This is a genomic window from Arthrobacter sp. zg-Y20, from assembly GCF_030142075.1.
In the GTDB taxonomy this organism is placed as follows: Bacteria; Actinomycetota; Actinomycetes; order Actinomycetales; family Micrococcaceae; genus Arthrobacter_B.
In genome coordinates this window covers 3,369,646-3,386,761 of the sequence record NZ_CP126241.1, presented here as the reverse complement: position 1 = coordinate 3,386,761, position 17,116 = coordinate 3,369,646, and the positions used below count along the sequence as shown (strand labels likewise).

Below are 17,116 nucleotides of genomic sequence, written 5' to 3'. Positions count from 1 at the left end.
GGTATGTGAAAGAGCACAGCGGAGGAACCCATGAATCAAATGGCTGCGGCCGCATATGCACAGGAAACCGCGCATCAGTTGGTGTCCTGCGCCGGGGAAACGGACCAACGTGAGGACGAAGTGGCCGCGGCGGCGGGCGTCCGCTGGGTATCGCCTGCTGCAGATGCGTTCCGGCACGCCTTGGCGGCATCTGTTCAGGAGCTGCCGTGGGTGGCGGACCAGCTGCGGGCGGCCGCCGCAGATCTGCAACAGGACCCGGCCGCGATGATCGCGGGAGGTTGATCGGGATGGGTGCCATCGGGGCTGCGGACAGCTTCCGCGATCAGCCGGCGTTCCAAGTGAGGGGTGGTTCGGTCGGACTTCTGGTGCAGTTGGAGGATCTTGCACGGGTGGCGGATCGGCTGGGAACCACTACGTCCATGCTGCGGAACCTTGAGAAACGGGTCAATGGCCTGTGGCTGGAGGCCGGAGCGTGGGGAGGCGGATCCGTGACCGCGGACCGTGTCCGGGCACGGATGCTTGATGCGTCTTTCGCCCTGCGGAGATCGGCGGCCGCGCTCGAGGAGCTCACCGAGGGTGTGCGGGAGAGCGCCCGCAGCTACGCCGCCACCGAGGGTCGGGTGCAGCTGCGGATGCCCTGGGCCGGCGAGGTGTCCCCCTGGCCGGCAGCGCCAGCCAGCGGAGGAACCCTGGTGCCGACCCGCGGCCAAATGGAGGCCGCATTGGGTTCCGTGGCTGATGAAGTGGCTCTGCTGGCGGCCCTGGCGCTGCTGAAGACTGCAGGGGTGACGGAGCTGCGGCCCGTGACGGTAACCGCGCTTCCCGGGAAGCCGGAGAACATCCGGCTGGACGGAACGGCGGCCGGCCTGCTCGCCCGGTCGCAGGTGCTCAAGGACGAAAACGATCCGGGAGTGGTCGAAGTCCTCCGTATCGAGGAGGGCGGCAAAAACACCTTTATCGTCGTCCTGCCGGGCACGCAGGGCTGGTTTTCCGACGGGGGATCCGTGCCGTTTGACCTCGCCGGAATGGGGGAGGCCCGGGGCCGCGAAAGCCAGTATGTTGCCGCTGCCGTGGCGGAAGCACTCCGGCAGGCTAACGCGGAAGCCGGCGATTCCGTGGTGCTGTCCGGATACAGCCAGGGCGGAGACCATGCCGTCAATGTCGCAGCGTTCCTCGCCACCGGAAGCCAGTATCAGGTGGACTTTGTGCTGACGGCCGGCAGCCCCACCGGCACGGCCAACCTCCCGCCAGGTGTGCCGGCCCTGCACTTGGAGCACGAGCGGGACTGGGTCCCGGGGATCGACAGCGTGCCCAATCCGGATACCCCGGACCGGGTCACCCTGACCCTGACGGATCCGGTTGCCACCCCGGAAGGGGAGCCGGCTGGCCTGGGCCCGGCGCACCGGCTGGAGAACTACCTCGACGGTGCGGCGCTCGCGGATGCCAGCGACGATGGTTCGGTGCGGACTGCGTTGGGGTCGCTGTCCCTGGCGGTGGGGGCGGGGCAGGCCACCAGGCACTTGTACCGTTTTGAGCGGGAACCGCTCCCTGCACGTCCCCCTGCTCGGGTAGCCGCACCCGCGGACGTTTCAACGCCTACCCCGCCGTTCAGCCGGCTCCCGTCCAACAGATGACCGCCGGAGCGCTGCGGACGGTAGTGCCGGCCGCTAGCTGTACTCAGACAGCACGTTAGTTACACGGCAAATAGGTGAAGACCTCTTGGATTTGGTGGTTACTACACACCCGAAACTAAGAGGTCTTCACTCAAAGCTCTCCACAACTTGCGGGTCGTGGAGCATCTTCGCCGTCAAACTGCGAGGTTCATAATTGCCGCCGCCGTACGATGAGCCGCTCCGAAAAACTAACGGAGGTCGACCCAACGGTTCCGGCCAGCACTGGAGGAGGTAGCGTTCACTGGGCTCCTCTACTATTTGGTCTCGGTTGATGTCCCGACCGGAGGAGTAGATACGGAATCTGTACCGATGATGGTCCTGACTCTCCAGTGAACCGATCATTATCGACCTGACTTCGTCATCACCCAGAGTGAGCGTGCCTTCACCGAGCTTGACTGATGTCTCCTCGACATCTTCCCAATGATCATGTGTAAGCAACGTGGGTGCCTCGCTCAATACTTCCAGATTGATTAGCACTGGCCCTCCCCAAATGCCCGTGACCACCTGCAGTCCCAAGTCTTGGAGAGGATCAGGCTCGGCTTGGCCTCGAGATGCCATGAAGGCCTCTACAAGCCGAGCCTGATCGACAGGAGGAGGCGATACCAGTAAGGAGAATCTGTGGTTACTCGCAGGTACGATCCAGCTTCCAGATCTGATCACGCCATTGCCTCCAGCAGTGTTAGAGCGAAGTCACAACATAGAAAACCAGGCCGGCAAACACCCATCACCCGTGTAACTAACGTGGTGCCTGAGTACAACTAGCGCTGCCCGTTAGCGCCGGCTGCGCCTCCGCGCGCCGGTCACGGTGTCCAGCACCATGGAAACAACACTGATGATGACCGCCCCGAAAATGGCCGTCCAGAAGAAGGAATCCACCTCGAAACGGATGGGAGTGTAACTGCTCAGCCATGCCGTGAGTTCGAGCATGGCGGCGTTGATGATGATCCGGAAAAGCCCGAGCGTCAGGATGGCCAGGGGCAGGGTCAGGCCCTGCGCAATCGGGCGGACCAGGGCGTTGACCAAACCGAAGATCAAGCCGACAAAAAGGTAGGCCAGGACCGTGTCCAGGGTCGGGTTTCCTGTCATGCCGCCCGTTTCCGAGGTCAGTGTCAGGCCGGGAAGAAGCCAGCTGGCTACCCAAAGGGCAATGGCGTTCAGGACAATCCGCAGAAACAGTGTGACCATGCACCCATGCTGGCAGATGCAGGACCATTACTGTTAACGCCATGACCACTACCGAGAATGACACCGACGCAGCTGTACTTCCCGCCATCGGCATCTCCCCGCGGCCCATCGTGGGCCAACTGCCGCAGTACAAGGCGGGCAAGCCGCCGGTGGTCGTCAATGGGCTGGAGAGCTACAAGCTTTCCTCCAACGAAAACCCCTACGCTCCGCTGCCCGCCGTCCTGGACGCGATCAATGACCATGCCACGGTCAACCGCTACCCGGACCCGCTTTCCACGGAGCTGCGCAACGAGCTGTCTGCCTTCCTGGACATTCCCGCCGAAGACATCGTCACCGGCGGAGGCAGCTTGGGGGCACTGAACCAACTCCTGGCCACCTTCGCCGGACGGAACCCGGACGGAACGGCCGACGAGGTCATCTATGCCTGGCGTTCCTTCGAGGCGTACCCCATCAGCGTGGGCCTGGCCGGAGCCGCAAGCGTGCAGGTTCCGCTGCAGGCAGACGGGACCCACGACCTCGACGCAATGGCCGCGGCCATTACCGAAAACACCAAGGTCATTCTGCTCTGCACCCCGAACAACCCCACCGGGCCGGTCCTGACCACCGCACAGGTGGAGGACTTCCTCGACCATGTTCCGTCCGACATCATCGTGGTGATTGACGAAGCGTATGAAGACTTCGTGCGTGACCCGGCCGCCGTCAACGGCATCGAAATGTACCGCAACCGGCCCAATGTGGTTGTGCTTCGCACCTTCTCCAAGGGTGCCGGGCTCGCAGGGCTACGGGTGGGCTACTCGGTATCCCACCCGCACATCACGGAGCACCTGCGCGTGGCCGCCGTCCCGTTTGCGGTCTCCACCATCGCTGAACAGGCAGCCATTGCGTCCCTCCGCCACCACGACCAACTTGTGGAGAGGATACAAGGACTGGTCGCGGAACGGACCCGCGTCGTGGAGGGCCTGCAGGGCCTTGGATGGAAGATTCCGGCGGCCCAGGGAAACTTCGTGTGGTTGGAATTGGGCGAGAACACCCCCGAGTTTGCAGCAATGGCAGAGCAGCAGGCCCTGGCGGTGCGGGCCTTCGGAACCGAGGGTGTGCGCGTGACCATCGGCGAGGAAGAGGCAAACACCCGGTTCCTGGAGCTATGTGCAACCTATACAAAAGGGCCGCGGGTTTCCTAGCGGGTCCTAAGTAGGGTCAAAAGCCGCGCCGTCGTTAGGCTGTGGGAAGTAACTTCCACACATATGCAAAACAGGGAATGTATTCCCGGCGAGGCATATTTCTAGCGCGGGCGCGGCTTTTGCCGTCCAGGCGAGGAGCAGGCATGGACGTAGGACACCTGCCGGCAAGCGAGTTCAACGCTGCCGGACTTGAGCAATCCCTGATGGGTGCTCCCGAGGACAACCCTGTCCCGGACATGGTCCAACTGCTCACCATTGACGGCGAGCTCCGGCAGGATGAGACCTACAGCAGCTACGTGCAGGACCTGAGCCCCGAAGAGCTGCGCGGATTCTACCGGGACATGTTCCTGGTGCGCCGCTTTGACGAAGAGGCCACGGCCCTCCAGCGCCAGGGCGAACTGGTGATGTGGGTGCCGCTCACGGGCCAGGAAGGCGCGCAGATCGGTTCGGGCCGCGCCCTGCTGCCCCAGGACTATGTGTTCCCCACCTACCGGGAACACGGCGTCGCCTATACCCGCGGGCTGGAGCTGGCGCATCTGCTGCGCCGTTTCCGCGGCATCTCCCACGGCGGCTGGGATCCGCGGGAAGCGAACTTCCACCTCTATACGCTCGTGCTGGCCGCACAGGTGCCGCACGCCGTCGGCTATGCGATGGGCATGGCGCGTGACCGGCTCGTGGACCCGAAGCTCCCCGAGGCCGCCACCGTGGCCTACTTCGGCGACGGCGCGAGCTCCGAAGGCGACGTGCACGAGGGCATGGTGTTCGCCGCCTCGTACAACGCGCCGGTGGTGTTCTTCTGTCAGAACAACCACTGGGCCATTTCCGTTCCCACCGAGGTCCAGTCCAGGATCCCGCTGGCCAACCGCGCGCAGGGCTACGGTTTCCCGGGAGTACGGGTGGACGGCAACGACGTCCTGGCCGTCCACGCGGTGACCCGCTGGGCGCTGGAACACGCCCGGTCGGGCGGCGGTCCGGTCCTTATTGAGGCCTTCACCTACCGCATGAGTGCCCATACGACGGCGGACGACCCCACTAAATACCGCGTAAGCGCGGACGAGGAAGCCTGGCTGGACCGGGATCCGCTGCTGCGGATGGAAAAGTTCCTGCGCAGCCAGGGGCTGGCCGACGATGCCTTCTTCGCCGAATTGCGGACGGAAGGCACCAACATGGCCGTCCGGCTGCGCGAGAACGTGCAGCAGATGGAGGCCCCCGGCTTCGAAGACGCCTTCGCCGATGTATACGCCGAAGCACACCCGCTGGTACGCGAGGAACTGGACGCCCACCGCCGGTACGAAGCCGGCTTCACCGACACCAGCGCCGATGCGGACACGGACACCGCCGTCGACACCACCTCCGCTTCCCGGGAGCACACTGCATGAGCACCATGACCATGGCCAAGGCCATCAACGCCGGACTGCGCGCCGCGCTGGAAAGCCACCCGAACTCGCTGCTGATGGGAGAGGACATCGGCGCCCTCGGCGGGGTCTACCGGATCACGGAAGGGCTGCTGGCCGACTTCGGCCGGGACCGGGTGATGGACACGCCGCTGGCTGAATCGGGGATCATCGGTACCGCCATCGGCCTGGCGCTGCGCGGTTACCTGCCTGTCTGCGAAATCCAGTTCGACGGTTTCGTTTTCCCCGGCTTCAACCAGATCACCACCCAGCTGGCCAAAATGCACTCCCGCAGCGAGGGTGCGCTCAGCGCACCGGTTGTCATCCGGATTCCCTACGGCGGCGGCATCGGCTCCATCGAGCACCACTCCGAATCGCCGGAAGCGCTCTTCGCGCACACGGCCGGGCTGCGCATCATTACGCCGTCGAACCCCCAGGACGCCTATTGGATGATCCAGCAGGCCGTGGCCTGCAAGGACCCGGTGATCGTCTTCGAACCCAAGCGCCGGTACTGGCTCAAGGGCGAGGTGGATACCTCGGCGCCGACGTCGGACCCCTTCTCCGCGCACATCGTGCGGGAAGGCACCGATGCCACCATCGTCGCCTACGGCCCGCTGGTCCCGGTGGCCCTGGCTGCCGCAGCCGCGGCGGAGGAGGACGGCCGTTCCGTGGAGGTTGTGGACCTGCGGTCCATCTCGCCGATCGACTTCGACACGGTTACCGAATCGGTGAAGAAGACCGGCCGGCTGATCGTCACGCACGAGGCACCCACCTTCGGCGGCATCGGCGGAGAAATTGCCGCCCGGGTGACCGAGCGGGCGTTCCTCTCTCTGGAAGCTCCCGTGCTCCGCGTGGGCGGGTTCCACATGCCCTACCCTGTGGCCAAGGTCGAAGAACACTACCTGCCGGACATTGACCGCCTGCTGGAGGCGCTGGACCGCTCGTTCTCCTACTGACGGACCTCTCGTCGGAACCCGGCCCGCCCCTTTAGCTGCGCCCATCAGCAGCCCATACAAGATCGAGAAGCCATGACTGAAAAGACATTCAACCTGCCGGACGTTGGCGAAGGCCTGACCGAGGCCGACATTGTGCAGTGGAAGGTGCAGCCGGGCGACACGGTTGCCGTCAACGACGTCATCGTGGAAATCGAAACCGCCAAGTCGCTGGTTGAGCTTCCCTCACCGTACGCCGGAACGGTCTCCGCCCTGATGGTGGCCGAAGGCGAAACGGTTGACGTGGGGACGCCCATCATCAGCGTCACCGTGGGCGCCCCCGGTGCAGCATCTGCACCGGCGCCGGCCGGCCCGGCAGCGTCTGCCCCGGCAGCTGAAACGGGGGAGGCGCCCGCCGCCTCGCTCACCGGCACCGGCCCCAAGCCCGACGCCGTCCGCCGCCGGGAGCGCCGCCGTCCGGCCTCACCCGCGGCCCCGGCTGCTGCTGCTGCTGCAGAAACGGTGGCAAAGGCCCCCGTTGAGGCCGCAGTTGAGACGGCTGCCACCGCCGTCCAGGACCGGGTCAACCGGCTGGTCCAGCGGGTCCTTGCCAAGCCGCCGGTGCGCAAGGCGGCAAAGGACCTGGGCATCGACCTTGCCGAGGTGCCCGCCACCGGAGCAAGCGGTGAAGTTACCAAGCAGGACCTGATGGGCTTCCAGGCCCGGCGTGACCAGGCGCCGGAATCCGCCGGGACGTTCGGCGCAACCGGCACCGGAGAAGCCGATGCGCGGATCGAACGCATTCCGGTCAAGGGCGTGCGCCGTGCCACCGCGCGCGCCATGGTGGAAAGTGCCTTCAGCGCACCGCACGCGAGCATCTTCGTGGACGTGGATGCCTCCCGGACCATGGAATTCGTGAAGCGGCTGAAGGCCTCCCGGGACTTTGAGGGGATCCGGGTTTCACCGCTGCTGGTCCTGGCTAAGGCTGTCATCTGGGCCGCTGCCCGCAACCCGCTCGTCAATGCCGCGTGGGCCGGGGACGAGATCCTCGTGAAGCACTACATGAACCTCGGTATTGCCGCTGCCACTCCGCGCGGCCTGATGGTGCCGAACATCAAGGACGCCCAGGACCTATCGCTGAAGGAGCTCGCCGTCGCGCTTAACAACCTGACGGCCACGGCGCGGGAAGGACGGACGCCCCCGGCGGACATGCAGGGCGGCACCTTGACCGTCACCAACCTCGGCTCGCTGGGCCTGGACACCGGCACGCCCATCATTAACCCGGGCGAGGTGGCGATTGTGGCCTTCGGGACCATCAAGCAGAAGCCGTGGGTGGTGGACGGAGCGGTGGTCCCGCGCTGGGTCACCACGCTGGGCGGTTCCTTCGACCATCGGGTGGTCGACGGCGACCTTTCGGCCCGCTTCATCGCCGACGTCGCCTCGATCCTCGAGGAGCCGGCACTGCTGCTGGACTGACGCTGAACCGCGCCTGCCGCTAGCGGACCGTGGCGGACCCGACGGCGCTGACGAGGATGGGGGCCAGCCGGCGGATCCCTTCGCCGATGTCTTCCGACGACACCGCGCTGAAGGCCAGCCGAAGCTTGTTGGACGGACCCTCGCCGGGCGTGAATGCAGCTCCGGGGATAAAGACCGTGCCGGCGTCGATCGCTTCATAGAGCAGCGGATAGGTGTCCACGCCCTCCGGCAGCGTCACCCAGATGAAGAATCCGCCGTCCGGCCGCGTCCAGGTAACCCCCTCGGGCATGTGCTCGTCCAGGGCGGCGAGCATGGCGGCGCAGCGGTCGGCGTAAAGGGCCCGCGAATCCTTCACATGGCCCATCCAGTCGTAGTCGCGCAGGTAGGCCGAGACCAGCATCTGGGTCAGCGGTGAGGGGCAGAGCACCACGGCTTCGCAGGCAAGGTAGAACCGCCGGTAGAGGTGGCGGGGAACCAGGGCCCAGCCAAGCCGGACCCCGGGGGCGAAAATCTTCGAGAACGAGCCCAGGTACAGCACGTCCTGGGGGTTCCCGGCCCGCATGGGTGCCAGGGGTTCGCCGTCGAACCGCAGCAGGCCGTACGGGTTGTCCTCCAAAACAAGGATGTTGTTCCGCCGGCAGATGTCCACCACCAGCTGCCGCCGTTCGGCGCTGAGCGTGACTCCGCTGGGATTGTTGAAACTGGGGATCGTGTAGAGCAGCTTGATGGTTTTGCCCTCGGCGCGCAGCTGGCCAATCCGCTGCTCCAGCGCCTCAGGGAGCAGGCCGTCGTCGTCCATCGGGACCGTTTGGACGTCCACCTCGTAGGCCTCGAACGCGTTCAGGGCGCCGACGTAGGTGGGGTCCTCGCAGAGGATGACGTCGCCGGGATCGCAGAACACCTTCGCGGCGACGTCCTGGGCGGATTGGGAGCCTGTGGTGATCACAATGTCCGCCGGGTCGGCGTCGAGGATGCCCTCGGCTGCCATCACCCTGCAGGCCTGCCTCCGCAGGTCCTCCATGCCCTGCCCGCCGCCGTACTGCAGTGCCTCCAGTCCGTGCCGGGCAATGATGTTCCGGGCGGTCTCGCCCAGGTCTTCCAGGGGCAGGGAGCGCAGGTAAGGGCTGCCGCCGGCGAGGGAAATCAGCCCGGGGCGGATGGAAATGTCGAAAACGTCCCGCACCGCGGACTGCTTGATGTGGAAGGCGCGGTTGGAGAAGAGCATCTCATGGCGGTGCGCACCGGCGGCCCGCTCCAGGGCGGCCATGGTGTCTACGGGCAGTTCTACGGCATCGGAGAATTCCTCGCGGGTCATGGCAACCATGCTAACCCCGGGTGTTGACCCCTATGCAACGGCTGTTTCGTACACCGTTGGCTGGATCTAGGTTCCCGTCCCTAGATCCATCCGGCCTTGTGGGCCTTGATTCCGGCCTGGAACCGGCTCTCGGCACCGAGTTCCTCCAGCATCCAGGCAATGTGCCGGCGGCACGTCCGGACGCTGATACCCACCCGGCGGGCGATGGCTTCATCGGAATATCCGGCGGCCAGGGCGGTCAGGACCGAGCGCTGGGTGCTGGTCAGCTCGTCCCGGGCCGGATTCTCCGTGAGAAACGGCTCGGCAAGGCCCCAGGCGAACTCGAACAGCAGGCCAAAGATGCGGATGAGGTTGGGATCGCGGATGACCAGGCCGGCAACGTCTCCGGGATGCAGTTGGCGGGCAACCACCGCGACCTTCTCATCAAAAATCAGTGTCCGCAGCGGCATGTAGGGAAGTGTGCGGAACTGGCCGCCAGCCGCAGTGATGGTTTCCACCGCCTTGCGGGTGGGAACGTGGTCCCGGGTGCTGGAGTGGTAGAGCGTCTGCCGCTGGACGCCGCTGCGCAGCAGGTCCAGGTCCTTCTGCACACTCTCTTCGTGGATGTCTGCATTTGCCCCCTGGCCCGGACGGGCAATCAGGACGCGGTCCGTGGCGCTGCGCCCGTATTCGATCAGGACGCGCTGGACCTTGTCCTGGTCCTCCACCACCTCCACCGAGGAATCCGCCGCGAGCCGCTTGCGTGCCTCCACATAGGCGGGGGTCAGGGCGGCCATTTCCCGGCGCCGGGAATTGATCCGGCCGCGCAGCTCCAGCAGTGCCCGCTCGTCCGGATCCACCAGTTCGGCCAGTGCCACGTCAGGGGAGACGGCGGTGTAGCTGGGGCAGTCCGCAGCCTGCGCCAGCAGCAGGCACCGGGAGGTCAGCTCGGCAATGGCCGCGTCAATGGAGCGGCTGGTGTATCCCAGTGCCTCCGATGCATCTTCAGCCGTCCACCCGGGACGGCTGACGGCAAATCGGTAGACGTCCAGCGAAACCTGAGACAGCACGGCGAATCCTTTCAAAGCAGCAAGCTGAAGCCCCCACGGCTACCCTACCCAGCACAGCATGTTTCCGGTCCGCTCGTTACGAAAGTGCTTTATGTCGCCAACACACTGTGGAAAGTCGGACATGTCCGGTTAATGCCAACGACGGCGGCGCTGCCGGTACAGGAAGCAGAGGTGGGGCATACCCGTTCAGGCGTCCGATTTTGGCACGGGTATGCCGGGTTCCGGTGCCGGAAGCGGCCATGTCCGGAACAGGGCAGCGGAGCCTATTTACAGACGCGTCAGCGGCGGGGGAAGCTTTCGGAGTCAAATCAAGGTGCCGGCTGAGCAACAGCCAAGAGATTCAAGGGGGACAGCAATCATGAAGAGCTGGGATTGGTTCTAACCATCGGCCCCCGAGGGGCCGAACACAGGAAATAACAACAATGCAGGCCCGCCCCAGCGGCGGTAACCAACCCCGAGGGGAAAGATCCACATGAGCCAGCTAGCTGCAGTTCGACCAGCCTCACGGACGCAAACCGGCACTCATTGGTGGTCACTTTCCATCCATACCGGGGGCTTCGATGTAGCGGACGGCATCATTGGAGAATTGGTTACCCCGCTGGCGGCGCAGGCGCAGGTCCTGGGAGCCCAGCGCTGGTATTTCACCCGGTGCTCGGATCCGGCCTTTGCGCACGTAAAGATGCGGGTGCTGGCAACCACCGAGACCTTGGACCGGCTGCAGTCGCTTTTGCCGGCCCTGCAGGAACAATCCAGCGGAGTGATCGGCCATCTGGAGACCAGCCAGCAGCTCACTGAACCCGCCACCGACCGGCTGAGCCCGGGCGGCGGAGAGCCTCAGGACCCGCGGATCGAAGCGGACCTCGCAAAGTACGGCGGGGTGGAGGGGCTGTCCCTCGCCGAAGAAGTATTTGAACTTTCCTCGGATCTGGCCAGCTGGGCAACCGCGCGTTTCCCCAAGGTCCAAAACCGGTGGGCGCTCGGGTCGCTGCTGCTCTTCGACGCGGCCCGGAGCATGATGAAGGGACCGCGCGCCTCGGCCTGGCCGGACCGGCGCCGTTTGTCCTGGGACTACTACTGGGACAGCCACCTGCGCAGCTGCACCGCCGGGTTTGGCCCCCGGGCGGCAGGCGTGCGGCAGGCAATGACGGTTCAGGTAGGCGCCAAGGTAATGCCGACGCACCGGCTAATGGCAGCCACTGCAGCAGAATCGGCCGTTGAAAACTGGCGCCGCCGGTGGTTCCGCGGCATCGACACTTACCTCTACCGGGCGGACAAGGCCCGGCTGAGCCGTAGCGCCCAGCACTTGACGGTATATCAAGCCCATATGCTCCTCAACCGCCTTGGTCTCAGCCTGCGGGAAGAAGCCGCCATGGGGCTGTACGCACGCACCTGGAGCCCGGAACGGGAATCAGTACTGCTGGATAAGCGCTGAAACGTGCGCACAATTGGGAAGGGGGCCCAGCCTGTGGCCGAACAAGAAGAGGTAGTGGTGGCAGACGCCCAAGACCTGGGTCTGGTCCTGGGCTGCTCGGAAGATCTGCTGGCCGATATGAAGGACAGCGGACTGCTGGAACCCTTCGGTGAAGCGTGGAATGTTGGGCCGGCCCGCGAATATCTGCGGGATGCTGCGTGGGCGGATCAGGCCTGGTATTGAGGCGCCGGGGTCCGCTGGACCTGTGCGGCAGAAACACAAAAGGGACGGACCATGTGGGTCCGTCCCTTTTGTGTTTGTCCTGCGAAATGGTGCCGGTTTTGACGCCTAGGCTACGGAAATGGAAGCCTCGGCGAGGACGCGGACGGCTTCATTGAGCTGGGCCACCGTCTCGGGGTCGTCCTTGGGGTGGATTTCCGCATAGCGGGTGACCGAGCCGCCAATCGCCAGGCGCACTTCCTCCACGACGCGTGCGCCGGCAATGCCCACGGACTTCCGGGCATCATCCTGGGCCCATACGCCGCCGTACTGGCCGAAGGCCGCACCGATGACGGCGGTCGGCATTCCGGACACGGCGCTGGCGCCGAAGGGGCGGGACAGCCAGTCGATGGCGTTTTTCAGTACTGCGGGCATGGTGCCGTTGTATTCCGGGCTGATCAGCAACAGGCCGTCGGAGGCAGCAGCCGCTTCACGCAGGGCCAGCGCGGGTTCGGGAACCAGGCCCTCGGCGTCGATGTCTTCGTTGTAGAAGGGGATCTCGCCCAGCCGGTCAAATACCTTCACGTCAACGCCCTCAGGGGCACCGCTTGCGGCCACTTCGGCGAGCTGGCGGTTGATGGATCCGGCGCGGAGGCTTCCGACGAGGGTCAGGATGGTGGTGCTCAAAATAGGGAACTCCTGTCTAGGCCGTGCCGATTTCCCCCGGGCACGGACGCGGTTCTGTCTTCGATCGCTTAAACGGACCGCGGTCCGGATATATTCCCTCCGGGTTACACTTGCGCGATGGAGGCAAGCCAGCCCGTACCGTCCGGCATCCGCGGGGATGCGGAGCGCAACCGGCTCCGCCTGCTGGAGGAGGCCCGGGAACTCGTGGCGGCAGGCGGCGCCGATGCGCTGACCATGGAAGCCCTGGCCCGGCGGGCCGGATTGGGCAAAGGGACGGTCTTCCGCCGGTTCGGCAGCCGGTCAGGACTGATGCAGGCGCTCCTGGAGCACGTGGAGGCCGGTTTCCGCGCAGACTGGATGTCCGGTCCGCCGCCGCTGGGGCCCGGCGCGCCGGCACTCGCCCGGTTACAGGCCTTCGGCTCGGCACGCCTGTCGCTCCTCATGGTGAACAGCGAATTGGCCCGGGCAGCCGACGTCGACCCCCGCACCCGCTACCGGAACCCGTCCCGTGCCCTCGCCGTGGCGCATCTGGCCGGGTTGCTGCGGGAAGCGGGTCGGGTGCGGGACCCCGAACTTGCCGCCTACCAGCTGGCGGCGTTCCTGGACGCCGGGCTGCTGCTTCATCTGCGCGGGGAGGCGGGAATGGACCAGACGCGGCTTGAGCAGGGCTGGACGGATCTGGTGGCTGCCCTTGTCCGGGCCTAGCCCGGGACTGGCCGGGGACTAGTTGTCCGGATGCTCCAAACCGAGGGAGGCGATCAGGGACCGCAGCGCCCGGCGCAATTCCTGGCTGTCCTCTGCGTCCAGGGTTACCTCCGCCTCGGCCAGCTGTGCGCACTTGATGGCCTCGCGGCCGGCTTCGGTGACGGCCCAGGACAAGACGGCCGGGTCGGTCCCGCCAGCCGTCTCCGGGTCCTCCTGCACACAGCCCCGCTGTTCCGCATATCCGGACGAAACAAGGGAAGACAACTCCCGCCGGACGGCCGGCAGCGGCTGCCTGGTACCTGCAGCGAGCGCGGTGTCCTTTACGGCGTCACCCGTTGCAGCTGCTGCCAGGAGGGTGAGCAGGGTGAAAGAGTTCCGGTTCAGGCCAAAGCGTTCCAAGGCGCCGTCGGACGCCACATGGGTGACATGGGCAGCAGCGGACAGAAGCCGGGGGAAATAGCCCGGGGTGGCCGGAGCGGTGTGGGATGCGGAAACGGAATCAGGGCCGGGACTGGAATCGGACTGCTCGGAGTTCCCGGACTGGTCGGGGTTGACGTGTCGAAACGGCACTTGTTCCTTGGGGTCTAAAAGAGGGTGCGGCTGTGCAGAAACAGGCCTCGGCCACGTCTTGACCAGAGGACAGCTTACGGTGGACTATCCGGCGCTGACAAGCGGGATTATGGCGGCGGACGGCTTGGCGGAGCCGGAACCGCCCGTCACCGTACAGTCACCCGGGGACCCGAATACCGGTGTGATGAGCACCTCAGATAGCTTTGTACGATGCACATCAAGGACCGGATCGAAGAAGCCCCGATGAGTCGGCGGCAGGTGGCCATCATTGCCATCTGTACAGCCTTGTACATGATCGACGGTTTCGACGTCCTGGTGATGGCCTTCAGTGCAAGCCATGTGGAAGAAGAATGGGGGCTGAACGGCGCGCAGCTGGGCTACCTGCTCAGCGCAGCACTGGTGGGGATGGCGGTGGGCTCCATCTTCGTCTCCACGGTTGCCGACATCTTCGGCCGGCAGCGCACCATGCTGGTCGGTGTGTGCATTGTCGGACTGGGGATGTTGGCGTCCTTCTTTGCCCCGAACTATGCGGTGCTGCTGGTTCTTCGCCTGCTCACCGGCTTGGCCATTGGCACACTGCAGGCGACCATCGGCGTTTTTGCCTCGGAGTTCTCCAACGCAAAGCGGCGCTCCACCGCCCTGTCCATTGTCACCATCGGCCAGCCCATTGGCGGGGTGCTGGGCGGGCTGGCCAGCGGCGTGCTGATCAGCCAGTATGGTTGGCGGTCCGCGTTCCTGCTCGGAGCGGTTGCAACCTTCCTGATGATTCCCCTGGTGATGAAGGTGTTCCCGGAATCGGTGGATTTCCTGCTGGCCAGGCGCCCGGCGGACGCACTGGCGCAGCTCAACCGCAGCCTGCGCTCAATAGGGCAGCCGCCAGTGGATGCCCTTCCGGACGCCGTACCGGTGCGGCGGAAGACCTCTCGGTTTGCCGACGTCCTCACCGGTTACAACACACGGCGCACCATCCTGCTGTCCCTGGCCTATTTCATCCTGATGGCCAGTTTCTACTTCGCGAACTCCTGGACACCCAAGCTGATCACGGCCAGCGGGTTCACTGCCCGGGACGGGATCAACGCCGGTGTCCTCTTCAGCGTCGGCGCCATTGCCGGCGGCATAACGCTGGGCCTGTTCGGTGCGCGTTTCCCGATGCGCAAGGTCCTGGCGGTGTTCTTTGTGGCCGGAGCGGCAACCTTTGTGGTCTTCGCGAATTCAACCACCGGATCAGTGGGCTGGGCCCTCTTCGCCGCCGCGCTGGTGGGCTTCGGCTCCAACGCGCCGATTGCCGGGATGCTTGCCATTAGCCCCACCTACTACACCAGCGAGGTCCGGGGCACGGCGCTGGGCCTGGTGATCGGCATGGGCCGGCTTGGGGCCATCATTTCGCCCATCCTTGCCGGCGCCCTGATCGACGGCGGCTGGAGCGCCGGGGACCTCTACTTCCTGTTTGTGCTCCCCATGGCCCTGGGCGCCGTCGTTATTTCCAGGCTGGGCAAGCCGGTGCTGCACGGTCCGGTCGAGAAGCACCCGGCCCCCGTCCGCTAGCGGGGCACAGCCCGCCAATATGGCCGGTACCCGGGTCCGCGCGAACGGCTGCGGACCCGGGTACCGAGCCGGGTTAGGACGCGACCAGTTCCGGCCAGTCGGCGGCAAGTTCCAGGCCGTGCGCTGCCGAGACGGAGGAATGCGTCACCTTGCCGCCGGCGATGTTCAGGCCGTGCGCGAGGTCCGGATATTTCTGGAAGGCAGCGGCAACACCGAGGTTGGCCAGCGCCACCGCATACGGCAGGGTCACATTGGTCAGCGCGTAAGTGGAGGTGTTGGGCACCGCGCCCGGCATGTTGGCAACGCAGTAGAACAGCGAGCCGTGCACCCGGAACGTGGGATCCTCATGGGTGGTGGGGTGGCTGTCTTCGAAGCAGCCGCCCTGGTCCACGGCGATGTCCACGAGGACGCTGCCCGGTTTCATCCGCGCCACCATGGCGTTGGTGACGAGCTTGGGCGCCTTGGCCCCGGGAACCAGGACCGAGCCGATCACCAGATCCGCGTCCACCACCGCGCGTTCAATCTCGAATGCGTTGGAGGCTACGGTCTTGATCCGGCCGGCGTACAGCGCATCCAGCTCCCGGAGCCGGTCAATGTTGATGTCCAGCACCGTGACATCGGCATGGCCTCCGACGGCGGCTGCAGCGGCGTTGGTGCCGGCCACGCCGGCACCGAGCACCACCACTTTGGCGGGCCGCACGCCCGGCACCCCGCCGAGCAACAGGCCCGGACCGCCGGCCGGAGCCATCATGGACTGGGCGCCCACCTGTACCGAAAGCCGGCCGGCAACTTCGGACATGGGGGCAAGCAAGGGCAGGGTGCGTCCGCGCTGCACGGTTTCATAGGCAATGGCGGTTACACCGCTTTCCAAGAGTGCCGCGGTCAGCTTTGGCTCGGCGGCCAGGTGGAGGTAGGTGAAGAGGATCAGGCCCGGCCGGAAATGCCGGTACTCGGAGGCGATGGGTTCCTTGACCTTCAGGACCATGGCGGACTGGGACCAGACGTCGTCGGCTGAGTCCAGGATCTGCGCCCCGGCCGCGGTGTATTCCGCATCAGTGATATTGGAACCGGTGCCGGCACCGCTCTGTACCAGCACCTCATGGCCGTGGGTGCGCAGTTCATGCACGCCGGAGGCAGTAATTGCTACGCGGAATTCATTGTTCTTGATTTCCTTGGGGATACCGATGATCACAGTATTGCTCCGTCAGTAGGGTCAGCCGGCGAGGTGTCCGCCGACACAGCCCCAGCATAGATGCCCATCCGGCGTGCCGGCAGACCGCTGCAGGACCGGTTTCCCGGCGCTTGTCCGGGTCAGCCGGCGTTGCCCTGCGGGCGGGCTTCCTTAGCGGCCTTCGCGGCCTGCTGGGACTCCAGCCAGGACTGCACGTCCTCCATCCGGATCCGGCGGTGCGAACCGCGGTACTCCACCGGGATGATGCCGGCGTCGGTCAGGTTCCGCAGATAGGTGTGCGATATGCCGGCAGCAGCGGCGGCCTGCGAGGTAGTCAGCAGAGGCATGGGTCCGGCCGGCAGGGGTGCGTCCTGGCCGGCGTCCGCCGGAGCGGGGGCCGCGGTGGACAGGGTAACGGGGGACCCGTCCGCAAGGCGCGAGAGCAGGTCCAGTACGGCGTCGCGGGCGGTGTCCGGCAGGCGCAGTGCCGTGCCGTCCACGAAGACCGTTACGTCGCCGGCGGCGAGGGCCCGCTTCAGGGCACGGATGTCTTTGTCCGGCAGCGCCGGTACGGTTCGGGAACTCTGGCTCATGGCCCTAATC

17 protein-coding genes are annotated in these 17,116 nt (G+C 65.7%); 10 read left to right on the top strand and 7 right to left on the bottom strand.

The window, feature by feature from the left end; genetic code table 11:
• Positions 1-30: 30 nt before the first annotated feature.
• Complete coding sequence (locus QNO06_RS16280; protein WP_227912139.1) at positions 31-282, top strand: hypothetical protein; 252 nt, start codon at positions 31-33, stop codon at positions 280-282.
• Between the two features lie 5 nt (positions 283-287).
• A complete protein-coding gene (locus QNO06_RS16275; RefSeq protein ID WP_227912138.1) occupies positions 288-1,634 on the top strand; it encodes a WXG100 family type VII secretion target in 1,347 nt (448 codons plus the stop codon).
• 810 nt (positions 1,635-2,444) lie between these two features.
• Here QNO06_RS16275 and QNO06_RS16270 read toward each other — a convergent pair.
• Entirely contained in the window at positions 2,445-2,858 is a 414-nt protein-coding gene (locus QNO06_RS16270; protein WP_227912137.1) for a phage holin family protein, read from the bottom strand.
• 41 nt (positions 2,859-2,899) lie between these two features.
• On the opposite strand from QNO06_RS16270, the gene QNO06_RS16265 reads away from it, so the two are divergent.
• From QNO06_RS16265 to QNO06_RS16250, 4 genes are all read left to right on the top strand, one after another.
• Complete coding sequence (locus tag QNO06_RS16265; protein WP_227912136.1) at positions 2,900-4,039, top strand: histidinol-phosphate transaminase; 1,140 nt, start codon at positions 2,900-2,902, stop codon at positions 4,037-4,039.
• Between the two features lie 143 nt (positions 4,040-4,182).
• The gene (pdhA, locus tag QNO06_RS16260) at positions 4,183-5,418 is read left to right on the top strand and encodes a pyruvate dehydrogenase (acetyl-transferring) E1 component subunit alpha (protein ID WP_227912135.1); all 1,236 of its coding nucleotides are present in this window, start codon (positions 4,183-4,185) and stop codon (positions 5,416-5,418) included.
• Entirely contained in the window at positions 5,415-6,389 is a 975-nt protein-coding gene (locus tag QNO06_RS16255) for an alpha-ketoacid dehydrogenase subunit beta (RefSeq protein ID WP_227912134.1), read from the top strand. Before pdhA ends, QNO06_RS16255 begins: the two co-directional genes overlap by 4 nt.
• 72 nt (positions 6,390-6,461) lie before the next feature.
• On the top strand, positions 6,462-7,841 hold the full coding sequence (locus tag QNO06_RS16250; protein WP_227912133.1) for a dihydrolipoamide acetyltransferase family protein: 1,380 nt from the start codon (positions 6,462-6,464) through the stop codon (positions 7,839-7,841).
• A gap of 19 nt (positions 7,842-7,860) precedes the next feature.
• Here QNO06_RS16250 and QNO06_RS16245 read toward each other — a convergent pair whose 3' ends face one another.
• Together QNO06_RS16245 and QNO06_RS16240 are read right to left on the bottom strand one after the other, a co-directional pair.
• Positions 7,861-9,156, bottom strand: coding sequence for an aminotransferase-like domain-containing protein (locus QNO06_RS16245; protein WP_227912132.1), 1,296 nt, complete (start codon positions 9,154-9,156; stop codon positions 7,861-7,863).
• 80 nt (positions 9,157-9,236) lie between these two features.
• Positions 9,237-10,205, bottom strand: a complete 969-nt coding sequence (locus QNO06_RS16240; RefSeq protein WP_227912131.1) for a helix-turn-helix transcriptional regulator — start codon at positions 10,203-10,205, stop codon at positions 9,237-9,239.
• Positions 10,206-10,677: 472 nt separating this feature from the next.
• On the opposite strand from QNO06_RS16240, the gene QNO06_RS16235 reads away from it, so the two are divergent.
• Both QNO06_RS16235 and QNO06_RS16230 read left to right on the top strand, forming a co-directional pair.
• Complete coding sequence (locus tag QNO06_RS16235) at positions 10,678-11,637, top strand: lantibiotic dehydratase C-terminal domain-containing protein (protein ID WP_227912130.1); 960 nt, start codon at positions 10,678-10,680, stop codon at positions 11,635-11,637.
• 33 nt (positions 11,638-11,670) lie between these two features.
• Positions 11,671-11,859 carry a hypothetical protein gene (locus QNO06_RS16230; RefSeq protein ID WP_227912127.1) on the top strand — a complete coding sequence of 63 codons (189 nt, stop codon included), beginning with the start codon at positions 11,671-11,673 and terminating at the stop codon, positions 11,857-11,859.
• A gap of 105 nt (positions 11,860-11,964) precedes the next feature.
• Here QNO06_RS16230 and QNO06_RS16225 read toward each other — a convergent pair whose 3' ends face one another.
• On the bottom strand, positions 11,965-12,525 hold the full coding sequence (locus QNO06_RS16225) for an NAD(P)H-dependent oxidoreductase (RefSeq protein WP_227912413.1): 561 nt from the start codon (positions 12,523-12,525) through the stop codon (positions 11,965-11,967).
• A gap of 114 nt (positions 12,526-12,639) precedes the next feature.
• Here QNO06_RS16225 and QNO06_RS16220 point away from each other — a divergent pair, with 114 nt between their 5' ends.
• Entirely contained in the window at positions 12,640-13,227 is a 588-nt protein-coding gene (locus QNO06_RS16220) for a TetR/AcrR family transcriptional regulator (RefSeq protein WP_227912126.1), read from the top strand.
• Between the two features lie 18 nt (positions 13,228-13,245).
• Here QNO06_RS16220 and QNO06_RS16215 read toward each other — a convergent pair whose 3' ends face one another.
• Positions 13,246-13,797, bottom strand: coding sequence for a hypothetical protein (locus QNO06_RS16215; protein ID WP_227912124.1), 552 nt, complete (start codon positions 13,795-13,797; stop codon positions 13,246-13,248).
• A 210-nt stretch (positions 13,798-14,007) separates the two neighbouring features.
• Here QNO06_RS16215 and QNO06_RS16210 point away from each other — a divergent pair, with 210 nt between their 5' ends.
• Complete coding sequence (locus QNO06_RS16210; protein ID WP_227912122.1) at positions 14,008-15,342, top strand: MFS transporter; 1,335 nt, start codon at positions 14,008-14,010, stop codon at positions 15,340-15,342.
• Between the two features lie 73 nt (positions 15,343-15,415).
• Here the strand turns inward: QNO06_RS16210 and ald are convergent, their stop codons facing one another.
• Both ald and QNO06_RS16200 read right to left on the bottom strand, forming a co-directional pair.
• Complete coding sequence (gene ald / locus QNO06_RS16205; protein ID WP_227912119.1) at positions 15,416-16,534, bottom strand: alanine dehydrogenase; 1,119 nt, start codon at positions 16,532-16,534, stop codon at positions 15,416-15,418.
• 119 nt (positions 16,535-16,653) lie between these two features.
• Positions 16,654-17,106: a helix-turn-helix domain-containing protein gene (locus QNO06_RS16200; RefSeq protein ID WP_227912116.1), complete on the bottom strand. Its 453-nt coding sequence runs from the start codon at positions 17,104-17,106 to the stop codon at positions 16,654-16,656.
• Positions 17,107-17,116 lie beyond the last annotated feature (10 nt).